This window comes from Chryseobacterium proteolyticum (assembly GCF_046591535.1).
GTDB lineage: Bacteria > Bacteroidota > Bacteroidia > Flavobacteriales > Weeksellaceae > Chryseobacterium > Chryseobacterium proteolyticum.
Genome location: NZ_JBJLWK010000007.1, coordinates 183,255 through 206,238 on the forward strand (window position 1 = coordinate 183,255; position 22,984 = coordinate 206,238).

At 35.3% G+C, this 22,984-nt stretch carries 16 protein-coding genes; 10 read left to right on the plus strand and 6 right to left on the minus strand.

The annotated features are described in order from the left end of the window. Positions 1 to 471: 471 nt before the first annotated feature. From rpoB to ACJ5H0_RS22130, 10 genes are all read left to right on the plus strand, one after another. The gene (gene rpoB / locus ACJ5H0_RS22085; RefSeq protein ID WP_172280662.1) at positions 472 to 4,293 is read left to right on the plus strand and encodes a DNA-directed RNA polymerase subunit beta; all 3,822 of its coding nucleotides are present in this window, start codon (positions 472 to 474) and stop codon (positions 4,291 to 4,293) included. 110 nt (positions 4,294 to 4,403) lie between these two features. Continuing rightward, positions 4,404 to 8,669, plus strand: coding sequence for a DNA-directed RNA polymerase subunit beta' (gene rpoC, locus ACJ5H0_RS22090; protein WP_172280659.1), 4,266 nt, complete (start codon positions 4,404 to 4,406; stop codon positions 8,667 to 8,669). Positions 8,670 to 8,753: 84 nt separating this feature from the next. Then, a complete protein-coding gene (locus tag ACJ5H0_RS22095; protein WP_089027859.1) occupies positions 8,754 to 9,062 on the plus strand; it encodes a DUF3467 domain-containing protein in 309 nt (102 codons plus the stop codon). 264 nt (positions 9,063 to 9,326) lie between these two features. After that, a complete protein-coding gene (locus ACJ5H0_RS22100; protein WP_411252059.1) occupies positions 9,327 to 9,977 on the plus strand; it encodes a Crp/Fnr family transcriptional regulator in 651 nt (216 codons plus the stop codon). Between the two features lie 130 nt (positions 9,978 to 10,107). After that, entirely contained in the window at positions 10,108 to 10,950 is an 843-nt protein-coding gene (locus ACJ5H0_RS22105; protein WP_273649575.1) for a DUF5777 family beta-barrel protein, read from the plus strand. A 1-nt stretch (position 10,951) separates the two neighbouring features. After that, complete coding sequence (locus ACJ5H0_RS22110) at positions 10,952 to 11,302, plus strand: c-type cytochrome (RefSeq protein WP_411252060.1); 351 nt, start codon at positions 10,952 to 10,954, stop codon at positions 11,300 to 11,302. A gap of 11 nt (positions 11,303 to 11,313) precedes the next feature. Next, entirely contained in the window at positions 11,314 to 11,859 is a 546-nt protein-coding gene (locus ACJ5H0_RS22115) for a YceI family protein (protein WP_411252061.1), read from the plus strand. Then, positions 11,856 to 12,383 carry an ankyrin repeat domain-containing protein gene (locus tag ACJ5H0_RS22120; RefSeq protein WP_411252062.1) on the plus strand — a complete coding sequence of 176 codons (528 nt, stop codon included), beginning with the start codon at positions 11,856 to 11,858 and terminating at the stop codon, positions 12,381 to 12,383. Before ACJ5H0_RS22115 ends, ACJ5H0_RS22120 begins: the two co-directional genes overlap by 4 nt. Positions 12,384 to 12,386: 3 nt before the next feature. Further along, positions 12,387 to 13,172, plus strand: coding sequence for a T9SS type A sorting domain-containing protein (locus ACJ5H0_RS22125; protein ID WP_411252063.1), 786 nt, complete (start codon positions 12,387 to 12,389; stop codon positions 13,170 to 13,172). Positions 13,173 to 13,285: 113 nt separating this feature from the next. Continuing rightward, positions 13,286 to 14,140: a GNAT family N-acetyltransferase gene (locus ACJ5H0_RS22130; RefSeq protein WP_411252064.1), complete on the plus strand. Its 855-nt coding sequence runs from the start codon at positions 13,286 to 13,288 to the stop codon at positions 14,138 to 14,140. A 239-nt stretch (positions 14,141 to 14,379) separates the two neighbouring features. Here the strand turns inward: ACJ5H0_RS22130 and ACJ5H0_RS22135 are convergent, their stop codons facing one another. From ACJ5H0_RS22135 to ACJ5H0_RS22160, 6 genes are all read right to left on the minus strand, one after another. Beyond that, positions 14,380 to 14,940 carry a hypothetical protein gene (locus tag ACJ5H0_RS22135; protein ID WP_411252065.1) on the minus strand — a complete coding sequence of 187 codons (561 nt, stop codon included), beginning with the start codon at positions 14,938 to 14,940 and terminating at the stop codon, positions 14,380 to 14,382. 46 nt (positions 14,941 to 14,986) lie between these two features. Continuing rightward, entirely contained in the window at positions 14,987 to 15,604 is a 618-nt protein-coding gene (locus tag ACJ5H0_RS22140) for a hypothetical protein (RefSeq protein WP_411252066.1), read from the minus strand. Continuing rightward, a complete protein-coding gene (locus ACJ5H0_RS22145) occupies positions 15,579 to 19,064 on the minus strand; it encodes a DUF6443 domain-containing protein (RefSeq protein WP_411252067.1) in 3,486 nt (1,161 codons plus the stop codon). The genes ACJ5H0_RS22140 and ACJ5H0_RS22145 overlap by 26 nt, the downstream gene beginning before the upstream one ends. Before the next feature lie 6 nt (positions 19,065 to 19,070). Continuing rightward, positions 19,071 to 20,708, minus strand: coding sequence for a hypothetical protein (locus tag ACJ5H0_RS22150; protein ID WP_411252068.1), 1,638 nt, complete (start codon positions 20,706 to 20,708; stop codon positions 19,071 to 19,073). 175 nt (positions 20,709 to 20,883) lie between these two features. After that, positions 20,884 to 22,176 (minus strand): hypothetical protein, encoded by a 1,293-nt coding sequence (locus ACJ5H0_RS22155; RefSeq protein ID WP_411252069.1) that lies wholly within the window; start codon positions 22,174 to 22,176, stop codon positions 20,884 to 20,886. Positions 22,177 to 22,364: 188 nt separating this feature from the next. After that, a partial coding sequence (locus ACJ5H0_RS22160) for a T9SS type A sorting domain-containing protein (protein WP_411252070.1) occupies positions 22,365 to 22,984 on the minus strand: 620 nt, incomplete at its 5' end.

Consider the following 22,984-nt stretch of genomic DNA (forward strand, 5'->3'; position numbering starts at 1 on the left):
CTGGTTATTGTAAGCAGTATTGAGTAGATTTGAGTACTAATTGTTACTGCTTATTTACATTGAGGACATCTGTAATATAGTTTGTGTTAATATATTATAGAATAAATGTTGTGAATGTGGATAACTTTTTGTATCTTTGCTCCTCTTTTGGCGCTAATAATTGTTTGTAAATCTATAAAATATTGTAAATCAACTCTTTCATGGTAATGAAAGGGATTTTATGTTTATAGATATTGCGGCGTTTCTGCCTCAAAAGTATTAAAAATATTTTGCATTACGCTGTGAAAAGATATACCAGTGTTGCAGTTAGAAGTTGGATTAAAGACTTTTAGAATAAAGAACAAAGAATAAAGACCGATAATTGCGCCAAAATTTTCACACTTATTCTTGCTCTTACCTCTTCTCTCTTTTTGTCTTCTTCTGATATTTTTTTATAAATCAAAATATTTTTTAACCCTTCTTAAAAGTTTTATGAGTAAAACAGCAGCATCAATTAGGGGGAATCAGAGAATTAATTTCTCATCAGCAAAAGGAAAAATTATCACTCCAGACTTCTTGGATATCCAATTAGAGTCTTTTAAGGAGTTTTTCCAGCTTGATACCCTTCCTGAAGACAGGAAAAAAGAAGGTCTTCACAAGACTTTCCAGGAAAATTTCCCAATTACAGATTCAAGAAACCAATTCGTATTGGAATTCTTAGATTATCTGGTAGATTCTCCACGTTATTCAATCGACGAGTGTGTGGAAAGAGGTTTAACGTATTCAGTTCCTCTTAAAGCAAGACTTAAGTTGTATTGTACAGATCCTGAGCATGAGGATTTCCAAACAGTAGTTCAGGATGTATATTTAGGGCCGGTTCCTTATATGACGCCTAGTGGTTCTTTCATCATCAATGGTGCTGAGAGAGTTATTGTTACCCAGTTACACCGTTCTCCTGGTGTATTCTTCGGGCAGACTTACCACGCAAACGGAACCAAACTGTATTATTCAAGAATTATTCCTTTTAAAGGATCTTGGATGGAATTTACTACGGATATCAATAGCGTAATGTATGCGTATATCGACCGTAAGAAAAAATTACCATTAACTACCCTACTTAGAGCTATCGGATTTGAATCTGATAAGGATATTCTTCAGATTTTCGACCTTGCGGAAGAAGTGAAAGTATCTAAAGCTGCTCTTAAAAAAGTAGAAGGAAGAACATTAGCTGCGAGAGTATTGAACACATGGTTCGAAGATTTCGTAGATGAGGATACGGGTGAAGTTGTTTCTATTGAGAGAAACGAAATCATCCTGGACAGAGAGACTATTCTTGAAAAAGAACATTTAGATCTTATTCTTGATGCTGGTGTGAAATCTATTTTGATTCACAAAGAAAACAGCAATGAATTCTCTATCATCCAGAATACATTACAAAAAGACCCTACCAACTCTGAAAAAGAAGCGGTAGAATACATCTATCGTCAGTTAAGAAATGCAGATCCGCCAGATGAGGAGACCGCTAGAGGAATTATTGAAAAATTATTCTTCTCTGAGCAGAGATACTCATTAGGAGAAGTAGGACGTTACAGATTGAACAAAAAGTTAGGTCTTAATATTCCTACTACAACTGAAGTTCTTACTAAAGAAGATATCATTGCGATTGTAAGACATTTGATCGAATTGGTAAATTCTAAAGCAGAAGTTGATGATATCGACCACTTATCAAACAGAAGAATTAAAACTGTTGGTGAGCAATTAGCAGGTCAGTTCGGTGTTGGTCTTTCAAGAATTGCAAGAACAATCAAGGAAAGAATGAACGTTAGAGATAACGAAATCTTTACACCGCTTGATCTTGTTAATGCTAAGACTTTAACCTCTGTAATTAATTCATTCTTTGGTACCAACCAGCTTTCTCAGTTCATGGACCAGACTAACCCATTGTCAGAGATTACTCACAAGAGAAGATTATCTGCACTAGGGCCTGGTGGTTTATCAAGAGAAAGAGCAGGTTTCGAGGTTCGTGACGTTCACCATACTCACTATGGAAGAATTTGTCCGATTGAAACTCCGGAAGGGCCAAACATTGGTTTGATCTCTTCTTTGGGAATCTATGCAAAGATTAACAATTTAGGTTTCATCGAAACTCCATATAGAAAAGTAGAAGACAGTAAGATTGATCTTAATGCAGCTCCTATCTATCTTAATGCAGAAGATGAAGAAGATAAAGTAATTGCTCAGGCAAACGTTGAATTGAATGACAACGGTGAATTCGTTACAGACAGGATTATTGCAAGACTGGATGGAGATTACCCGGTAGTTGAACCTTCTCAGGTTAATCTTATCGACGTAGCACCAAACCAGATCTCTGGTATTTCGGCTTCATTAATTCCATTCCTTGAGCATGATGATGCGAACCGTGCATTGATGGGATCTAACATGATGCGTCAGGCCGTTCCTCTATTGAAGCCACAGGCTCCGATCGTGGGTACAGGGCTTGAGCAACAAGTTGCAAGAGACTCAAGAATTTTGATCAACGCTGAAGGTACAGGTACTGTAGAGTATGTAGATGCAGATAAGATCACTATTAAATATGAAAGAAGCGATGACGAAGATTTAGTATCATTCGAATCAGCTACTAAAACATATAACCTAACTAAGTTTAGAAAAACCAACCAAAGTACAACGATTACTCTGAGACCAAACGTAAGAGTAGGTGAAACAGTAGAAAAAGGACAGGTACTTTGTGATGGTTATGCTACTGAAAACGGAGAATTAGCTCTTGGTAGAAACTTGGTGGTTGCGTTCATGCCTTGGAAAGGATATAACTTCGAGGATGCGATCGTAATCAATGAAAAAGTTGTTCGTGAAGACTGGTTTACATCAATCCACGTAGACGAATACTCTCTTGAAGTTCGTGATACCAAATTAGGTATGGAAGAATTAACAGCAGATATTCCAAACGTTTCAGAAGAAGCGACTAAGGATCTTGATGAAAACGGTATGATCAGAATTGGTGCTGAAGTGAAGCCTGGTGATATTATGATTGGTAAAATCACACCTAAAGGTGAATCCGACCCAACTCCTGAAGAAAAACTTCTTAGAGCGATTTTTGGTGACAAAGCCGGTGATGTAAAAGATGCTTCATTAAAAGCAGATTCTTCATTAAGAGGTGTTGTGATCAACAAAAAATTGTTCTCAAGAAATATTAAAGATAAAAAGAAGAGAACTGAAGAAAAACTTAAACTTGAAGAAATTGAAAACACTTACAAGGCTAAGTTTGATGAATTGAGAAATACTTTAATTGAAAAATTAAATACTCTTGTAAGCGGTAAAACTTCTCAAGGGGTTCATAATGACCTTGACGAAGAAATTATCGGAAAAGGAGTGAAGTTTACTCATAAATTATTGACTTCAGTTGAAGACTATGTTAATGTTAGCGGAGCAGATTGGACTGTTGATAACGATAAAAATGAATTGATCAAGCAATTGATTCATAATTATAAAATCAAGTTCAATGATATCCAAGGGGTTAAAAACCGTGAGAAATTTGCAATTTCTATCGGGGATGAGCTTCCTGCAGGTATCATGAAGTTAGCTAAAGTTTATATTGCTAAAAAACGTAAACTGAATGTAGGAGATAAAATGGCAGGACGTCACGGTAATAAAGGGATTGTATCCAGAATTGTTCGTGAAGAAGATATGCCATTCCTTGAAGACGGAACACCGGTAGATATCGTATTGAATCCACTTGGGGTACCTTCCCGTATGAACATCGGACAGATTTATGAAACAGTTCTTGGATGGGCTGGTCAGAAATTAGGAATGACGTTCGCTACACCAATCTTCGATGGAGCAAGTCTTGAGCAGATTACTGAGTACACAGAAAAAGCAGGTCTTCCTAAATTCGGTAACACTCACCTTTATGACGGAGGTACCGGAGAAAGATTTACTCAGCCTGCTACTGTTGGGGTTATCTATATGTTGAAACTAGGACACATGGTAGATGATAAAATGCACGCACGTTCTATTGGTCCTTACTCATTGATTACTCAGCAGCCGTTAGGAGGTAAAGCTCAGTTCGGAGGTCAGAGATTCGGAGAGATGGAGGTTTGGGCTCTTGAAGCATTCGGAGCATCCAATATCCTTAGAGAGATCCTTACTGTGAAGTCAGATGACGTGATTGGTAGAGCAAAAACTTATGAAGCTATTGCAAAAGGTGAGTCTATGCCTGAACCAGGTATTCCGGAATCATTCAATGTATTGCTTCACGAGTTACAAGGTCTTGGATTAGACGTAAGATTGGAGGAGTAAATTAAAGATTTAATTACTAAAAATTAAAGAATTAATAAACTCCGAGATGATAAGAGAGAAAGTAATTTTAAATCTTTCAATCTTTTAATCTTTTAATCAAAATAAAAATTATGTCAAATAAAAATAAATCAAGTAGATTTAATAAAATAACCATCGGTTTAGCTTCTCCCGAATCCATTCTTCAGGATTCAAGAGGGGAGGTTTTAAAACCGGAAACTATTAACTACAGAACGCATAAGCCTGAAAGAGATGGTTTGTTCTGTGAAAAAATCTTCGGTCCTATTAAAGATTACGAATGTGCTTGTGGTAAGTACAAGAGAATTCGTTACAAGGGGATCGTTTGTGACCGTTGTGGAGTTGAAGTTACGGAGAAGAAAGTAAGAAGAGAGAGAATTGGACACATTAATCTTGTAGTTCCTATCGCTCACATCTGGTATTTCCGTTCTTTACCAAACAAAATCGGTTACCTTTTAGGTATTCCTTCCAAGAAATTGGATATGATTATCTATTATGAAAGATATGTTGTAATCCAGCAGGGTATTGCTAAAAAATTGGACGGTTCTGACTTTGATAAAATGGAATTCTTAACAGAAGAGGAATACCTTGATATCATGGATACCCTTCCTGTTGAGAACCAATATCTTGATGATTCCGATCCTAACAAATTCATCGCCAAAATGGGTGCTGAAGCTGTTGAGGAATTATTAAAAAGAATCGATCTTGATGCATTATCTTTCGATCTGAGACACAAAGCTCACAATGAAGGTTCTAAGCAAAGAAGAACTGAGGCTCTGAAAAGATTAAATGTTGTAGAAGCATTGAGAGGTGCTAATACAAGAATGATCAACAGACCTGAGTGGATGATCATGCGTGTACTTCCGGTAATCCCACCAGAGTTAAGACCTTTGGTTCCATTGGATGGTGGACGTTTCGCTACTTCCGATTTGAATGACCTTTATAGAAGAGTTATTATCAGAAATAACCGTTTAAAGAGACTTTTAGAGATCAAAGCCCCGGAAGTAATCTTAAGAAACGAGAAGCGTATGCTTCAGGAATCAGTAGATTCATTATTCGATAATACAAGAAAATCTTCTGCAGTAAAATCTGAATCAAACAGACCATTAAAATCACTTTCTGATTCATTGAAAGGTAAGCAAGGTCGTTTCCGTCAGAACTTATTAGGAAAAAGGGTAGATTACTCTGCACGTTCCGTAATTGTTGTAGGTCCAAACTTACAACTTCACGAGTGTGGTATTCCTAAAGATATGGCTGCGGAACTTTACAAACCGTTTATCATTAGAAAACTAATTGAAAGAGGGATTGTAAAAACAGTAAAATCTGCAAAAAGAATTATTGATAGAAAAGAACCTGTAGTTTATGATATCCTTGAAAATGTGATGAAAGGTCACCCTGTTCTACTGAACAGAGCACCTACGCTTCACAGACTGGGTATCCAGGCTTTCCAACCTAAGATGATCGAAGGTAAGGCAATCCAGCTACACCCGTTAGTAACAACGGCCTTCAATGCCGATTTCGATGGTGACCAGATGGCGGTACATTTACCGTTAGGCCCTGAAGCAATCCTTGAAGCTCAGTTATTAATGTTAGGTTCTCAGAATATTTTGAACCCGGCTAACGGTTCTCCAATCACGGTACCTTCTCAGGACATGGTTCTTGGTCTTTATTTCATGACTAAAGAATTGAGCTCTACTGAAGATATGAAAGTGAAAGGTGAAGGTTTAGCATTCTATTCTCCGGAGGAAGCAGAAATTGCTTATGCAGAAGGAAAAGTTTCTTTAAATGCTAAGGTAAGATGTAGATTACCAGTTAAAGAAAATGGAGAATTGGTTACAAGATTAATTGAAACATCTGTTGGTAGAATTTTATTCAACCAGATCGTACCTAAACAGGTTGGTTATATCAATGAACTTTTAACTAAGAAGTCATTGAGAAATGTTATTGGTAAAATTCTTGCCGATACAGACTTCCCTACAACGGTTAAATTCCTTGATGCAATGAAAGACTTAGGTTATTCTAACGCATTTAAAGGAGGTCTTTCGTTCTCACTTGGGGATATTGTGGTTCCTGCTGAGAAGAAGCAGATGGTTGCGCAGGCAATCGGAACTGTAGATGAGATTAGAGCCAACTATAACATGGGTCTTATCACAGATACAGAACGTTATAATCAAGTAATTGACGTTTGGACGAACACCAACGCAGGATTAACTGAAATGATCATGAGCAGAATGAAAACCGACCAAGGTGGTTTCAACTCTGTATACATGATGCTTGATTCTGGTGCGAGGGGTTCTAAAGAACAGATCCGTCAGTTATCAGGGATGAGAGGTTTGATGGCAAAACCGCAAAAAGCAGGTTCTACCGGTGCGGAAATCATCGAAAACCCGATCCTTGCAAACTTTAAAGAAGGTCTTTCGATCCTTGAGTACTTTATCTCTACCCACGGTGCACGTAAAGGTCTTGCGGATACCGCTCTTAAAACGGCCGATGCCGGTTACTTAACAAGAAGATTGGTAGACGTAGCTCAGGATGTTATCGTTACTGAAGTAGATTGTGGTACTTTAAGAGGTACTGAAGTTACTGCTCTTAAGAAAAATGATGAGATCGTTGAGAAAATCTCTGAAAGAATTTTAGGTAGAGTTTCTCTTCATAACATCTATGATCCTGAAACAGATGAATTAATTGCTGAAGCAGATCAGGTAATCAACGAGCAGTTAGCGAGAAGAATTGAAGATGCAGGACTGGAAGCTGTTGAAGTTCGTTCACCATTAACTTGTGAAGCGAAGAAAGGTATCTGTGCTAAATGTTATGGTAGAAACCTTGCTACAGGTAAAATAATCCACATGGGTGAAGCGGTAGGTGTAATTGCTGCACAATCTATTGGGGAACCGGGAACTCAGTTAACATTGAGAACCTTCCACCAAGGGGGTACTGCGGGTAACGTATCAGAAAACCCATCAATCGTAGCAAGAAGAGATGGTATCGTTGAAATGGATGAAGTAAGAACAATTACTTCTGAAGATGAAAACGGAAATACAGCTGAAGTTGTAGTATCTCGTTCTACGGAATTCAGATTGGTTGCTGACAACGAATCCAGAACTCCTTTAATGGTTGCTAACGTACCTTACGGTTCAGTATTGGCTGTAAAACCTGGTGATAAAGTGAAGAAAGGTGATGTGATCTGTAAATGGGATCCGTATAACGCGGTTATCATTGCGGAAACATCCGGTAAAGTAGAATATGAAGATATTATCCAGGGTATTTCATTCCAACTTGAAATTGACGAACAAACAGGATTCGAAGAGAAAGTAATCTCTGAATCCAGAAATAAGAAAGCCGTACCTACCTTGAAGGTGGTAGATTCTAAAGGTGTTGAGCAAAGAGCTTATAACTTACCGGTAGGAGCCCACTTAATGGTTAATGATGGTGAGAAAATTAAGGCTGGTAAAGTCTTGATCAAGATCCCAAGAAAATCTGCAAAAGCAGGGGATATCACCGGAGGTCTTCCAAGGGTAACCGAATTATTCGAAGCAAGAAACCCTTCAAACCCAGCGGTTGTTACAGAAATCGATGGAGTAGTTTCTTACGGAAAAATCAAGAGAGGTAACCGTGAACTTATTGTAGAGGCTAAGACTGGAGAAAGAAAGATTTATTTAGTAAAACTTTCCAACCAGATCCTTGTTCAGGAGAATGACTTCGTGAGAGCTGGTTCACCACTTTCTGACGGATCAATCACTCCAGATGATATCTTAAGAATTAAAGGTCCAACAGCGGTTCAGGAATATCTTGTAAATGAAATTCAGGAAGTTTACCGTCTGCAAGGGGTGAAAATCGATGATAAACACTTTGAAATTATCGTTAGACAGATGATGACAAAAGTATCTATTGTTGATGGAGGTGATACTCAATTCCTTGAAGGAGCTTTAGAACATAAATACGATTTCTTAGAAGAAAACAACAGAGTATTTGGTCTTAAAGTAGTTGTTGATGCTGGTGATTCTAAAGAATTCAGACCAGGTCAGATGATTACAGCGAGAGAATTGAGAGATGAAAACTCTAAATTGAAGCGTGAAGATCAAAATCTTGTTGAAGTAAGAGAAGCACTTCCTGCTACGGCTACGCCAGTATTGCAAGGGATCACAAGAGCGGCTCTACAAACTAAGTCATTCATGTCTGCAGCATCGTTCCAGGAAACCACTAAGGTTCTTAACGAAGCAGCAGTTGCTGGGAAAATTGATTTCCTAAGCGGTCTTAAAGAGAATGTAATTGTAGGACACAGAATTCCTGCAGGTACAGGTCTTAAAGAGTATCAGAATGTTATCGTAGGTTCTAAAAAAGAATTCGAAGATATTAACTAAAATGTATATAAAAGTTTCAGGATTCAAGTTTAAATTCTAAATTAGAGGCCTGAAACTTTTTAAACAAAAATATTTAAAGAAAACATGGACAATCAAAATCAAAATCCACAGGACGGAAACATCAACATCGAACTAAATGAAATGGTAGCGGCTGGAATCTATGCTAACTTAGCATTAGTAAACCACTCTCCATCTGAATTTGTAGTGGATTTCATCCAGTTAATGCCAGGTGTTCAGCAAGCTAAAGTAAGATCAAGAATCATTCTTGCTCCACTTCACGCTAAAAGAGTATTATCTGCTCTTCAACAGAACATTGCTAACTATGAGCAGCAATTCGGAGAAATCAAAGAAGTTGAGCCTTTCGTATTAGGTGGTAACAATGTACAAGCATAAGATTTTTCTTACATAAAACAACAAGATGCCTCAATGTATTGAGGCATTTTTTTATGCCTTATTTTAAGTGAAAATATTCGCATGATTATGATTCTCAGAAATAAATAGCCAATTCATTTAAATTAAATCAATAAAGGAATTTTTATTTATCATGACTTTAAATAAAGTAAATTATTCACAATTTAAATACAAATGATAAAAAATTAACATTTATTAAGGAATTCATTTTATATATTTGCTTTCTTATATAATTTGATATAAAATATGATAGATCATCAATTTATTAATAATAAATTCGGGTTTTTAGGCAATGATTTTATAAATGAAGTTCATCAACATGGCATCACAGATAAGATCAAAGCAAAAACTGAACTGATCAGTGAGGGGGAGAAAATCAAATTTATTCCTTTCATGATTTCAGGTTCTGTAAAAGTATATTGCCTTAACGATGGCCGTGAACTGATCTACTACTACGTAAGACGTAATGAAAGCTGTGTAATGACTTTTTCATCTATTTTCAGTAACTATATCAGTAAGATTTATGCTATTACGGAAGAAGATTCTGAGGTATTGCTGATTCCTGTTGCCATAATGCACGAATGGCTAATCCGTTTTCCGGCAATTAACAGGGTTTTTTATCAGGAGTATGACAAACGGTTTATTGACGTAATGAATATGGTGAATGAGGCTGTTTTCCATCGGTTGGATAAGAGGGTGTTAAATTATATCAAACAACAAATTGTAATAACGGGAAGTCATCCTATCAAATTAACGCATAAGGAAATTGCCAACAATCTTGGAACATCCAGAGAAGTGGTGAGCAGGGTTCTTAAGAAAATTGAAAACGAAGGAGAAATACTGCAGGGAAAAGATGGGATACGTGTTGCCGTTAATGAAAATGTTAGCCAATTCTAATAATAATTGTTTTTAATAGTTATTTTTAATAAAGTAATTGATAAATACAATTTGTTAGGTGACTTTTATCACCTACTTTTAAAATCGTAACTCTATAAGTTTGCCATACTAATATTTTATTAAGAATTGTATGACAAAAACTCTCCTATTTTTGTCAGTGTTAGCTTCAACTCTTGCCTATTCACAGGAAGATTTGTTGAAGGACATTGACACCATTAAAACAAATACTGAAAATTCTCAACCCGCCTTTAAGGCGCTCCAGATTGTCACAGGACAGTCCACAAAACTTGCTGCTAAAAATGAATGGTATATTGTAGTCGCGCACCGTTTCGGTGACATCAGTACCGGGTTTAAAAACTTCTTTGGCCTAGATGATGCTTCTACAAAATTGGGAGCAATCTATGGTGTAACTGATTGGTTATCTTTAAACCTTTCAAGAGAGACGAACCAAAAAACATTTGAGGTTGGGGCGAAATATAAGCTTCTCAAGCAAAATGAAAACTTTCCGGTCGATGTCGTAGGATATAATGTTTTGGCTTTGAATACGGATTTGGATAAGGATAATTATCCAAATCTTCGTTTTAGCGACAGGCTTTCTTATCTTACTCAGGCGTTGATTTCGAGAAGATTTGATGACCGTTTGTCTCTTCAGCTTACTCCTTCTTATATCCATAAAAATCTTTATGACCAGAATATTGAAGATAAAAATCAATTCTTAACGGGGCTTGGGGGGCGTTATAAGATCTCTAAAAGAATCTCTGTGAATGCTGAATATTTCGTGAATTTTGATAACCATAGTTTTTATAAAAATCCTTTATCGGTAGGGATGGATATAGAGACCGGAGGTCATGTATTTCAGCTTGTATTCAGTAATTCGCAACTTAATTCTGATATAGGCTACCTTTCCAATGCTGTTGGAAATTGGGGCAAAGGGCATATTTATTTTGGGTTTAATCTTTACAGAGTTTTTTAAGATGAAGAAATTATTATACATCGTATCCTCGGCCGTTTTACTGATCTCGTGTGAAAGCAGAACCTATGATGAGATTTCAGTCCATACGCCTATTACACAACAGGTAAAGTTTACAGCCGATATAAAACCGATTATCGATGCCAACTGTATTAGTTGTCATTCTGCAAACGGGCCGGGCTCTTTTCAGCCTCTAACCAATTATAATCAGGTGAAGAATAATATTGATAAAATAATAGATCGAATACAGAGACCTAACGGAGATCCCGGGAAGATGCCACAGGGCGGATCACTTTCCGCGACTCAGATTAATTTATTTATCAAATGGAAAGCTGATGGGCTTGTCGAAAATTAAAATTGAAAAAAATGAAAAAATTAGTAGTATTAATAATTGCCTTGCTATCCGGCAACCTTGTTCTGGCTCAGAAATACAGCTCTAAAACGGGTAAGGTAACCTTTGAAGCATCGGTACCGTTATTTGAAGATGTGTATGCTCAGGATGATAATAATGTAGCAGTAATCAATGCAGACACCGGGGATATAGCATCCATTTCGGTTGTAAAGAACTTTCATTTCAAAGTAAAGCTTATGGAAGAACACTTTAATGAAAGCTATGCCGAAATAGCCAAATATCCAAAGACAACCTTTACCGGAAAAATTGCAAATTTTGATAAAAGCAAACTTTCTGCAACCCCACAGAAATATACAGTACAGGGAACATTAAACTTTCATGGAGTTAATAAACCTGTTACTTCCACAGCAAGTATTTCTTCCAAGGATGGGAAAATATATATGAAGGGGACATTTGTAGCAAGACCCGCTGATTTTAATGTGACCATTCCAAAGATGGTGACCAAAAAGATTGCTGAGAATATTAATGTTGAATACAATTATATCCTGGTAAAACAATGAAAAACTTAATTCTGATCGTAAGTATGTTCCTGAGCTTTTCATTGACATCTGCCCAGGAAAAAGCAAAATCAATTTTTGATATTGCCAGAAGCGGAACTGTTGCTGAGGTTAAAGAGCTGATGAAGCAAGACCCGGATGTTATTAATAAGACAAATGAAAGCGGTTTTTCTCCTCTTATTTTAGCTTGTTACAGAGGGAATCTTGAAGTAGCTGATTTTTTGATGGGTAAAGTGAAAAATATTAATTATAATTCCTCAATGGGTACAGCGCTAATGGCAGTTATATATAAAGGCGATCTTAAATTAACCCAAAAATTATTAGATCATAAATCAGATATCAATACAGCAGATGCCATTGGAACAACACCTCTTATTTTTGCTACAAAATTAGGAAATGTAGAAATGGTAAAACTTCTTATAAAAAATAAAGCGGATAAAAACTTAAGAGACAAACAAGGAAATACAGCATTTGAATACGCTGTCATTTCAAAAAATCCAGAACTTATTAACCAACTTAAAAATTAAAATATGAAAAACATTGTACTATTTTCTCTTCTATTAACAGGCTTTTTGGGCGTTTCGCAACAAAAAACCACAGGTGATGTACCGTTATCCCCTAATAATGGGATAACTGCAAATTTTACTCTGGATAATACAACTTCTAAAGTAACTTTGATTTTGAAAGGGCCTTCTGATAGATGGTTTGGATTGGGAATTGGAGTTAGCGCAGGATTTAGTATGTCAGCAGGTGATGCTGTAGTATATTCTACGGCTACGACACCAAATCTTACGGATAGAAATTTTCAAGGAACATTCCAACCTCCACAAGACGCTTCACAAGACTGGACAACAGTAAGTGATGTTGTTTCAGGATCTGTAAGAACACTAACTTTAACAAGAGCTTTGACAAACTCTGATCCTAATGACTATCAAATGCCTTATGCTACTACAAATTCTATCAGCTTTGCGGGACCAAGACCTGCCACGGCAACGAATACTGTTGGTCCTCATGGTGGAACAGCTAATGTAGGATATGCAACAGCTTCTTTTTCTACTGTATTAGGCGTGAATGATGTTCATGCACCAGACAATAAAATTGTTCTTTATCCTAATCCTGCAAAAGAAACTGTAAACTTCAAAAATGCTGATAAAATAAAATCGATCGATATTTATGAAGCAACGGGAAGAAAAGTAAGATCTGTAAAATTAAACGGTGAGAATGTCAGTGTTTCTGATTTAAAATCCGGAAACTATTATTTTGAAATTACATTGAAAGATGGGACTTTATCTTTTGAAAAACTGATCAAGGAATAAGAAAAAATTAAAGCTTAAAAATACCTCTAGAAATAGAGGTATTTTTATTATATAGAAAGCCTGCTTCGAATTCAGATTATTTCAATAATTTTAGTACCCACAAAATAAAATCAATGGAATTCAGAAATTTAGCAGACCTTACGTTTACGGACCTTTTAGATGTGTTTAATCTTTCTTTTTCTGATTACCTTGTCCCTTTCCATTTAACACAAGAACAGCTCTCTTCAAAGATTCATACAGAGAAAATAGAGATGGATCTTTCAGTAGGTACCTTTAAGGAAGGTCAGATCGTGGCTTTTATTCTGCATGCCGAAAAAACAGAAGATGGAAAGCGGATGATATACAATGCCGGAACCGGAGTTGTACCTGATTTTCGCGGAAAAGGATTGGTGAGACAAATGTATGATTATATTTTTCCTGTACTTCAGGAAAGAAAAACAGATCTGATAATGCTTGAAGTCATTAATGGAAATGAGCCTGCTATCCGTGCCTATACCCATCTGGGATTCAAGATTACCCGAAGATTAGATTGTTATAAAGGAAATATAAAGCCTGCAGAGATAGGACCTGATATTACTATACAGCAGTTGAACAGTTTTCAATGGGAAGTATTTAAGTCTTTCTGGGATATTCAACCTTCCTGGCAAAGTTCCGTCATGGTACTTGAAAAAATGCGTGAAGACTTGATAATTCTCGGTACATATAAAAAAGATGAGTTAATAGGGTACTCTATTTTTAATCCCGTAACCGGAAAAGTATATCAGATAGCAGTAAGTAAAGAGCATAGGAGAAATAGAATTGGAACGGATATTTTAAGGGGTATTGCTGAGAAGAGTAAAGGAAAGATAATAAGTATAAATAATGTTGATGATTCTTCTGAATCTACCGCTAAATTTCTTAATGCAATGGGGCTTGAAAATTGGGTGTCGCAGTTTGAGATGGAGAATAATATTAATGCAGAATCATAAAAAAATGCTGCTTCTGTAGAAACAACATTCTTATATTTTTATTTAAAAATAATCTATAATTATTTTTGAGATTTAAACTTTTCCAATTGTTTTTTCTTATATGTGCTTTGTGCAAATATAGAGAAATTTGGTGTTTTTTGATTTTAGTGGGATGAAATCTAATAAAGATATTTTAAAATACAGCTCTAAGAAAGTACTTTCTCAGAGCTGTGCTATCTATTATTTGGTTTTTATGGGATTCAGATTAACCTTTTTTTGAACTTCTTAATACACTGTTCAATAAATTGTACCTGTGTAAAAATTACTTTTTTATCATTTACATACATAAATAACGAATCGTTTTTAACTGTATTGGATTTCTTATCATGAACCTTCAAAAGAAAAATTGCCTGATAATTACCTGTTTTATCTTTTTTTGGCTCCAGATATCTTACACTTTCTCCAATTTTTATTTCGTGTTTTATACTGTCCTTTACTTTTTTATATTTTAATTCATTTGACTCAAAATCCTTTATCGTTTTAACATTTTCAAGCTCTTTTGTTAACTGTTGCTGTTGTTTATTTAAATGTATCAATTTCTGATTAGAATATTGCAATAAGAGGTCAGCTTCCTGCCATTCCATTAAAGTATCAAAGCTTGCAAGCTGAATGGACTCTAAAGTAGAACCATCTTGTTTAAGCTCCTGTGTAATTTTTTTCTGAATAGATTGAGTTAATTCTTCTTTAAAACTTTTAGTTTCATCTTTTTTACAAGAAAAAATAATGAATAAAATTTGTATACAAATTATTTTAGTTTTCATATTATCTCAAAGTCATAGACTCTGCGTAGAGGGGTTGCAAATCAAACTATCTGGTTTCTAACTTTCCATTAAGTATGGTATAATAAAAATATTTTCCCTTAATCCTTTTGATAATGTAATAATCATTTTGTTGGTATCGAGATATACTATCATTCATTTTCTCCCCATTTAATGTAGCTTGAATAAACTGAAGCTCATTTTTAAATTTTCCTTCTTTTTCTTCATAAACTTTCCTTTTTAGAGATGCATCGTAGTTCTTTCTTTCATCATAATAAGTGAATTCTACTACATTAGTTTTATCTGTTTTTAGCAATGTAACAGTAGGGGCTGGAATGTAAGAACCATATTTTTTCCAGTTGAAAATTATATAATCATCTTCTCTGTTGGATAATGAAGCCAACAAAGTATTAGTTCCATCTATGAAATTATCAAAAATAATTCCTCGATCTTCACATCCACTAATCATTAATTCTATAATCTCTTTATTTTCATTCGTTTTTTTGATTTTATCAATTTCTGATTCTTTAATGCAACCTTGATAGAAGTTTTTCTTTTTATCCTCAAAAAAAACTTTAATCTGTTGATTTTGAGAATAACAAGATTGCAAACAAAACATAGCAAGAAAAGCTATAAAACTGCTATTTCTTTTTTGTGCGTTTAACATTGTCATAATAATTATATCTTCCTTTTAAAACTGATGAAGCTGCCGTTCCATATACCGATCTTGCCGCGTTTAATCTATCATCTGGAGATGTGTTATCTAACGGTTTTCCAGATTGATTATAGTAAAGACTATTTCCGGTACAATCAATTAAAACAGTTTGTAAATCTAAACCTCCAAAAATTTTTGGATTTATTGAGTATGAAGATCTTAAGGGTAAACCATTTTCAGCACGAATCATATTCTCCCAATGCGAAGCAAAAATTTCGCCTCTACTTACCCCAAACCAACTTCCATTAAATAAATAATTACTTTCATCTCTTTTATGACCCAACTCGTGTCCAAGGCTCACAAAGAATGGGGACTCTAGAAGACCATTGGTTGTTGGAGTTTGTGTTGATTTTTTTGGATCTATTTTGATGGGATCTGATGAATTAATCCCTGCATCTCCAGCATTTCCTTTATCATACATAATACTCACATCATGTTTATCATTATCAAAATATGACACCAAATCTTTTCCAGCATCTCCACCATTTTCTAATGCTGATAAACCCGCAACAATTCCTATAACATTATCTGATAACTTTACATTCTTATCAATAGCAACCCACTTACCATCTACCTGATGCTGCGTTTGTCCATTGGAATAGCGGTATTGATTATTCCCATCAGTAATACTGATCCACAAACCATCAGGATCAATGAATCTTATTGGGTTATTTACAGCATAATTGTAAGGAGAAAAATTATGTCCCTTTTCACTTAAAGGGTCCACCACACCCCAACGTCCGATATCCGGCATATAGAATCTCCAACCATAGTCATACATTCCAGTTTCAGTCTGTAATTCTTTACCATTGTACTTATATTGATACGCTGGATTTCCAGCTAAACCATTATATCCTTCATGTTTCAATCCAAACGGATAATAATTGTTTTCTTCAATAACCTCTATTCCTGTTGTACCCTTCTGATAACTCAACCTTATATTTCCTAAGTGATCTGTATAATTGTAAATGTACTTATTTTTTACAAAATCATAATAACCTTCTGAAGTGGGAATAAACTGTAGTATAGGACTAGGAGGAGTACAGCCCGCACATATTTCGCCGTTTACTAAGTTATATTGAAAGCCATCTAAATATTCTGTTTGATTTATTCCTATTACCAAACTCCCTGACAAACTCTTTTTAAGTTTCACTCCATCTGCTCGATAAAGATAACTATTTGTTGTACTGAATTTACCGATTCCGTTTGTTATACTATTGGGTAAGTTCAGATAATTATATCCAATCTTTGTGATGTCCTTATCCTTATGACTTGTCATATTTCCATTATTATCATAAGTAATTTCATTTGGAGTTGCAAAATAAGGATACCCTGAAAGATTTTGTGAAATGTCTTTAATTGAAAGGAGCCTATTTCCAGAATAAGTATACTGTAATTGATCAATAAGAATAGGAGTATTAGTGTCTTGGTTACCATATCTTCCCATAGTTTTTATATTTCCATTCAAGTCATAAGTGGTCCATTCACTATATGATCCTGTTTGTGGGACACTTAAATTAGGTTTAGCATATTGAGCAAAATTGAATCTATTTAAAGTGTCATAATAATAATCATATCTTCTTAAAGTATTATCACTTTTTGTATTCCAGTCTATTTCTGTTATATTTCCATTAAAACTAGCTTGGCCTGTTAAATCAATGGGATCATTGTACCTAATAGCATACCCAAACAAATCACTTCCTAGATTAGCGGGGTCATTGATCTGGGTCATCCAGCCTCTAATGTTGTATTTATAATCTACCTGCTGTAATGGAGTTGTAGTACTTACTCCACCTACCTTTTTAGATTCTAACTGGGAAATTTCATTGTATTTGTTTTGAGCCAGATATTCAACAGAACCACCATTAACCTGATGAGTGTGGGTTAATAACCTATTTTTGGGGTCATAAGTGAAATTCTCGACGATAACTTTTTCAGTATCTGCGGCTAATCTTTTATGCCTTGTTACAAGTTGTTTAGCTGTGCCTGCAAAGTCTAGTAAAGTTTCCGTTTTGGTGTATCCTCCCAGGTGATTAACGGAATGAGTTCCTACCACTCTTCCTTTGCTGTCATAATACGTATAATTACTGGTCCAGTTATCATCTTCTATATTTTTAACCAGGCTCATCACAGGAAGACTTTTGGTACTCACTGCATTTGATGTGGAATTATCCGTTATAACAGGAGTTCCTAAAATGTTGGTTGGAAAGGTTGGATTAAAACTGTATACAGGATAGGTATCGTAATAATTGATACTTAAAAGGGTGGTAATGGTATTAGGGTAACTTGAAGCATTATTCGTGTAATAAGCTCCCCGGCCTCCCACAATAAATCCTACGGAAGCAGTTCTCGTTACATTGTTACTTCCTGCAGCATCGGTTAATACCTGCTCTGCCTGTCTTCCTGCAAATCCATAAGCTTGAGCTGATGTATATATTCCTGTATAAACAACTCTTCCAAACTGATCATATTTGGTAAAAAGCCACTGTTTATTAGCTCCTATTACGGCATCCTGGGTCATAATCAGTCTATCCTGCTTATCATATACCATATATTCCCAACCTTTGCCTGGTAGTTTTTTCTCAACCAGCCTACTTTTTCCATCATATCGATATTGGTAACAGAAATTATTTAATGCTGTATCATCTGGTGTAGCTGGAGAGCCCGGTGGAATAACAAATGCTAATTGATCAAATTCATTATACACATAATAAGTATCTGCATTTTCAGTAGGGCTAATGACTTTTCTAACCAGCACAACTTGCCCTCTTCCATTTTTAAATTCTATGGTCTTATTTCCATCCTCATCGGTAACGGTATTTTTATAGAGTGTATTCGGTAAAAAATACTCAAGCAACTCAAGAGTTGTTACAGTCATTTTTCCTGCAGGATCCCATATCGTTGTGGGTTTATATTTTCTAACATAATCCTCATGTATATTGGCATCATATTGAAACCTTACAGGTTTATCATTCCATGCTGTCCCTACTTGTTTTTGTTCTAATAGCCTATCCAAAGGAGAGTTTTCCAATGTCTTCTCAGCATAGATCTTCTCCTGTCCGTAAGGAGTATTTATGACATTGGCTAAAGGGTTTGAAACAATACCTCCGTTTAAGGTCTGTCCCTGGGGAATAGGTAAATAATCTTTTACCTGTCTTCCGAAGCCATCATATTCAATAGGGGTGACTACATCTTTTCCTGTTGGAGATGCTTTTATATTCACAACCTGCTTGGGTCTTCCAAGCCCATCAAAATACTGAACGGTTTCTGAGGTTTTGGTCGCTACATTGCTGGTATTATAATCAAGAATGGTCTTTGAGTATACATAGTTTTCCGTTGGAGAAAGTTGTGCATGCAGAAGGCTGCTTATAATCAAAGAGCTAATATATATAGTTTGTTTTATTTTCTTCATTCTGTGTTAGTTTTTGTAATTGTATTTGAATTCTTTTACCAAATTACCTGTTTTAGAATCCTGTCTTATTTCCTTTAATCTATTGGCCGTATCATAGATATATACTTCCCGGATCCCTGATGGAGGAGTAATACTGGTTACTCCGATTAAAGGATCATAAGTATACGTGGAAATCTGATATGCAGACAAACCAGAATTCTTTCTGAAATTATCCAAGGCTGTAATTAGTGCCGGTTCATTAGCTGGATTAGCTGCATCCTGATCTGAAGCATCTACTATCGCTGTAATCAAACCTAAACTTACCAATTGAGAATAAGTGGCACCTTGTACTTTGGCAATAGGTTGTGTATTATTATATCCCCAAACGACAGATGTCGGAATTCCGTCTTTGGTGGTGTACTGTTGGATATTTCCTTTAGAATCGTATTTATTATAAGTAACTTCTGTAGTAGATATATTATTATTTAATACATCATATGTATTCACTGATAATGGTAATACTAAATTTCCTGTTTGAGTTGTAGGTAGAACTGTTGGATAAATAATTTCTGTTTTTGCTAGCATTTTAGTATTATTTCCCATAGTTTTGGTATTGTTTGTCTCGATTGGAATACCTACCATGTTTTTATTAATCATAAGCTGATTTCCTTTTTCATGAGCATAACTATAATTCGTCTCACTAATTGATGCATCAGGAAATGTGATTTTTTGTTTATTCAGTTGATAATGTGATGGATTAGTGTAAAAATATTCTGTCTTTGTTTCAATAGGATTACCATTAAAATAATCTGTCGTTTTCTGTGATTGTAAATAGGTAAACCGACTGATGTTTTTATAATACACGACATCCATATTCGCAAAATCATTCCAAGTATCATCATATGGTCCTGTGCCATTTGTTGCAATAGGATCATAAATTTTACGTCGGCTAATAGCTCCTAAATAAAATGTCCTTGCTGGATCTTCAACATAATTACTTTCAATTATCTTTAAGGTAATATCAGCATTGTCCTTATAAACAGTTTTCGTTTCTTTTCCGTTATCCCATCCTGAATTCGTCCAAGGAGCAGATATAATAGAGCTTCCTCTGAGTGTATTTCCCCAATAATCTTGATTGGAATTAAAATAATGAACAATTTTTCCCTTTCCTTCTATTACTTCTTCAACTGTATCATAAAAAATATTAGGGTTGAATGAAAATAGTCTTCCTATATTGGATGAAGTAATAGCATTATAATTCGAAAGTAACGGAGGCATTATATCATTAGAACCAATACATAAGGAGCCGACAGTCCTATTTTCTCTAAATACAGGATCTCTTGTAATATTGATGGAGTACTCTCCGTTATCTCTTATATACTTATATTTTCTTGTAATAGGTAAACCATCAACAGGAGTATCAACTGTTGAACTAACCCTGTAGCCTCCTTTTAATACATCTTGTAAAACATATTTATCCTCCTGATCAAAATAGTAGGCTTGAATATATGCCTGACAACAGACAAACCATGCTTTTACAGTGATTTTAATGGTCTGATTTTTCTCCACATAGACATATGCTATTTGACTGTTATTCAGAGAAGATTCAGCTGAGTTTCCTAAAGGAGAAAACCCAAAATTGGGTATGTTTTCATATAAAGGCATATAATTTCCAGCCTGATCTTTAACCCATACTTCACCCTTTTGCTTATCCGTTTCTAAGTCCGGACTGTCTTTACAATTGCCATACGGATAGAGATAATTGGATAGCCCAACACGTACATATCCTGACTTTGCCGGTGTAATGGTCAGTTCTTGCGTTGAATCATAAGAGTTGGAATTATTTACGGTAGAAGTTCCTAAAAAAAACTTCTGGAGCAGGAATTAAAACATTTTCTTTTCTTACGTGGTTCTCATAATTAAACAAAGTCTTTCCTCCTGTTGGATAAGTAATCGTTTTTAATAGTCCATACTGACCATAGGAAGGATTAACAGTCTGATCAGCCCCATTATACTGAGGGGCCGTTATATCTGTACTTACAAATAACTGCGGAACTAAACTACTATTGGCCACTCCATTATAATACCCCCACATATCTCTGGAAAAGCTTAATCTTAAAGGCAGTGATTCTGGGTTATAGTAAGTAAATTTATGAGAAGAATTACTTTTATTATTACGGATTTCAGTTAAAAATAATCTTGAATTCCCAGCAGGAGTTAAATAATTAAAACTAAAATCTTCAATAACAATGTCATTATGGTATTTTTTGATGTTTGTTAATTTTGAATAATCATCGTTTTGGGGTGCATAAGAAAAAACAATGGAATTATTGTTAGAATCATATACTTTTTTAATCTGTTTGCCCGCTACAGATTGTTGTGATTCAGCAATTAATCCTATGTCTGGTGATATCGTATAAGTCTTCAAAGGACAGTAAGGCAGTTGCAAACTACCACCATACAATATATCTCCATATTTATTTTGAATTCCGTTTGTATAGGTCATTGTTTGTGATTGTGAAAGTATATTTGAGTAATTTGCATCTTGATATTCAAGAGTCAAGGTCTGTCCGTTAGTAGTCACTATGGAAGTAAGATACCAGGATTGCTGATATTGTAATGGAGGTTGATGCCCTCCCGTGTTAAATGTCCTATTTTGTATATACTCTACCGCATTAAAATTATACCTTACGCCATTATCAAGAATAATCGAGAATAAATTTCCGCTGTCATTCCTTTTAATCTGATAATTTTTTTGATCAATCATGATAATATTACCTGCTTTATTGATCACAAATTTTACATTATAGCCGCCAAAGTTAGCTGAATACAAATCAGGCTCAGAATCAAATTCATCATTTTCACAAAACTTCAGATAGTTTGTCAATTGTGAGGGGAAGTTTTCTGATAGTGGAGCATCTCCACTATTAAAACTACTATCTTCATCTGGCTTATCTCTTATCGTTCTTGTGATAACCCCTCCTGAAATAAAAGTCCAACCTAAACCTACGGAACCATTCATTTCATCTATATTAATACCATTTGAAGAATAGTTTACGGAAATAGGAATACTCGTTCCATCGATTGAGATTTCTGTAATGGGAATATTAATATTTGGTGCTCCTGTAAACATACCGATAGGAATATTTCCATATTGACTGAACTTAAATGATTCAGGACTCGTCGGTGATATTTTAGGAATATGTTTACCTGCATCATTTGTATTAGTAGTATAGTCTTGATTATTACTTTGGCTATATAATAAAGCTGAAAGAAGAATTCCAGCTAATGTTAAAGTTTTTTTTCATTACAATTGTTCTGTTATTTCTTAATTAATTTAGCATTGGCCGTTTTATTCGTATCCATCTTGATCACCACCAGGTAAGCACCTTGTATCAACGGCTGTGTATTAATCTTCGTCACTTTATTCTTTGTTTTTAGATTCTGAAGCTGTCTTCCACCCATATCATACAAAGTAATATCAGCTTCCCTGAAATCAAAGCCTATTTCTACATAAGCATAATCTGATACCGGATTCGGATAGATCTTGATATCCTGTTTTTCGATCAACTGATCCAGTTGCTTGTCTCCCAGCTTCACGATCTTCCAGTTCTCCTTCCCTAATTCCTCTGCACTGGTTCCTGCTAAAATGATGGAACCATCTCTGTTCAGTTTAATATCCGATAATCTCTCCTCCCTCTTTCTGGATTCTCCCTTCACATGCTTTCTCCACTGTTCATTTCCATTAGGGTCCAGATACAGCATCCAGAATGTTTCATCATCTGTTTCTATTCTTCCTTCTGCCTGAGTATAGCCACCCAACAATATTCCTTTAGTTGAGGGTTGAGAGTTGTCAGTTGATAGCTGATTTAGGGCAGTCATACCCATCAAAACATCCCTGTTTTTGAAGTTGTAGGATTTCTGCCACTGTTCATCTCCTC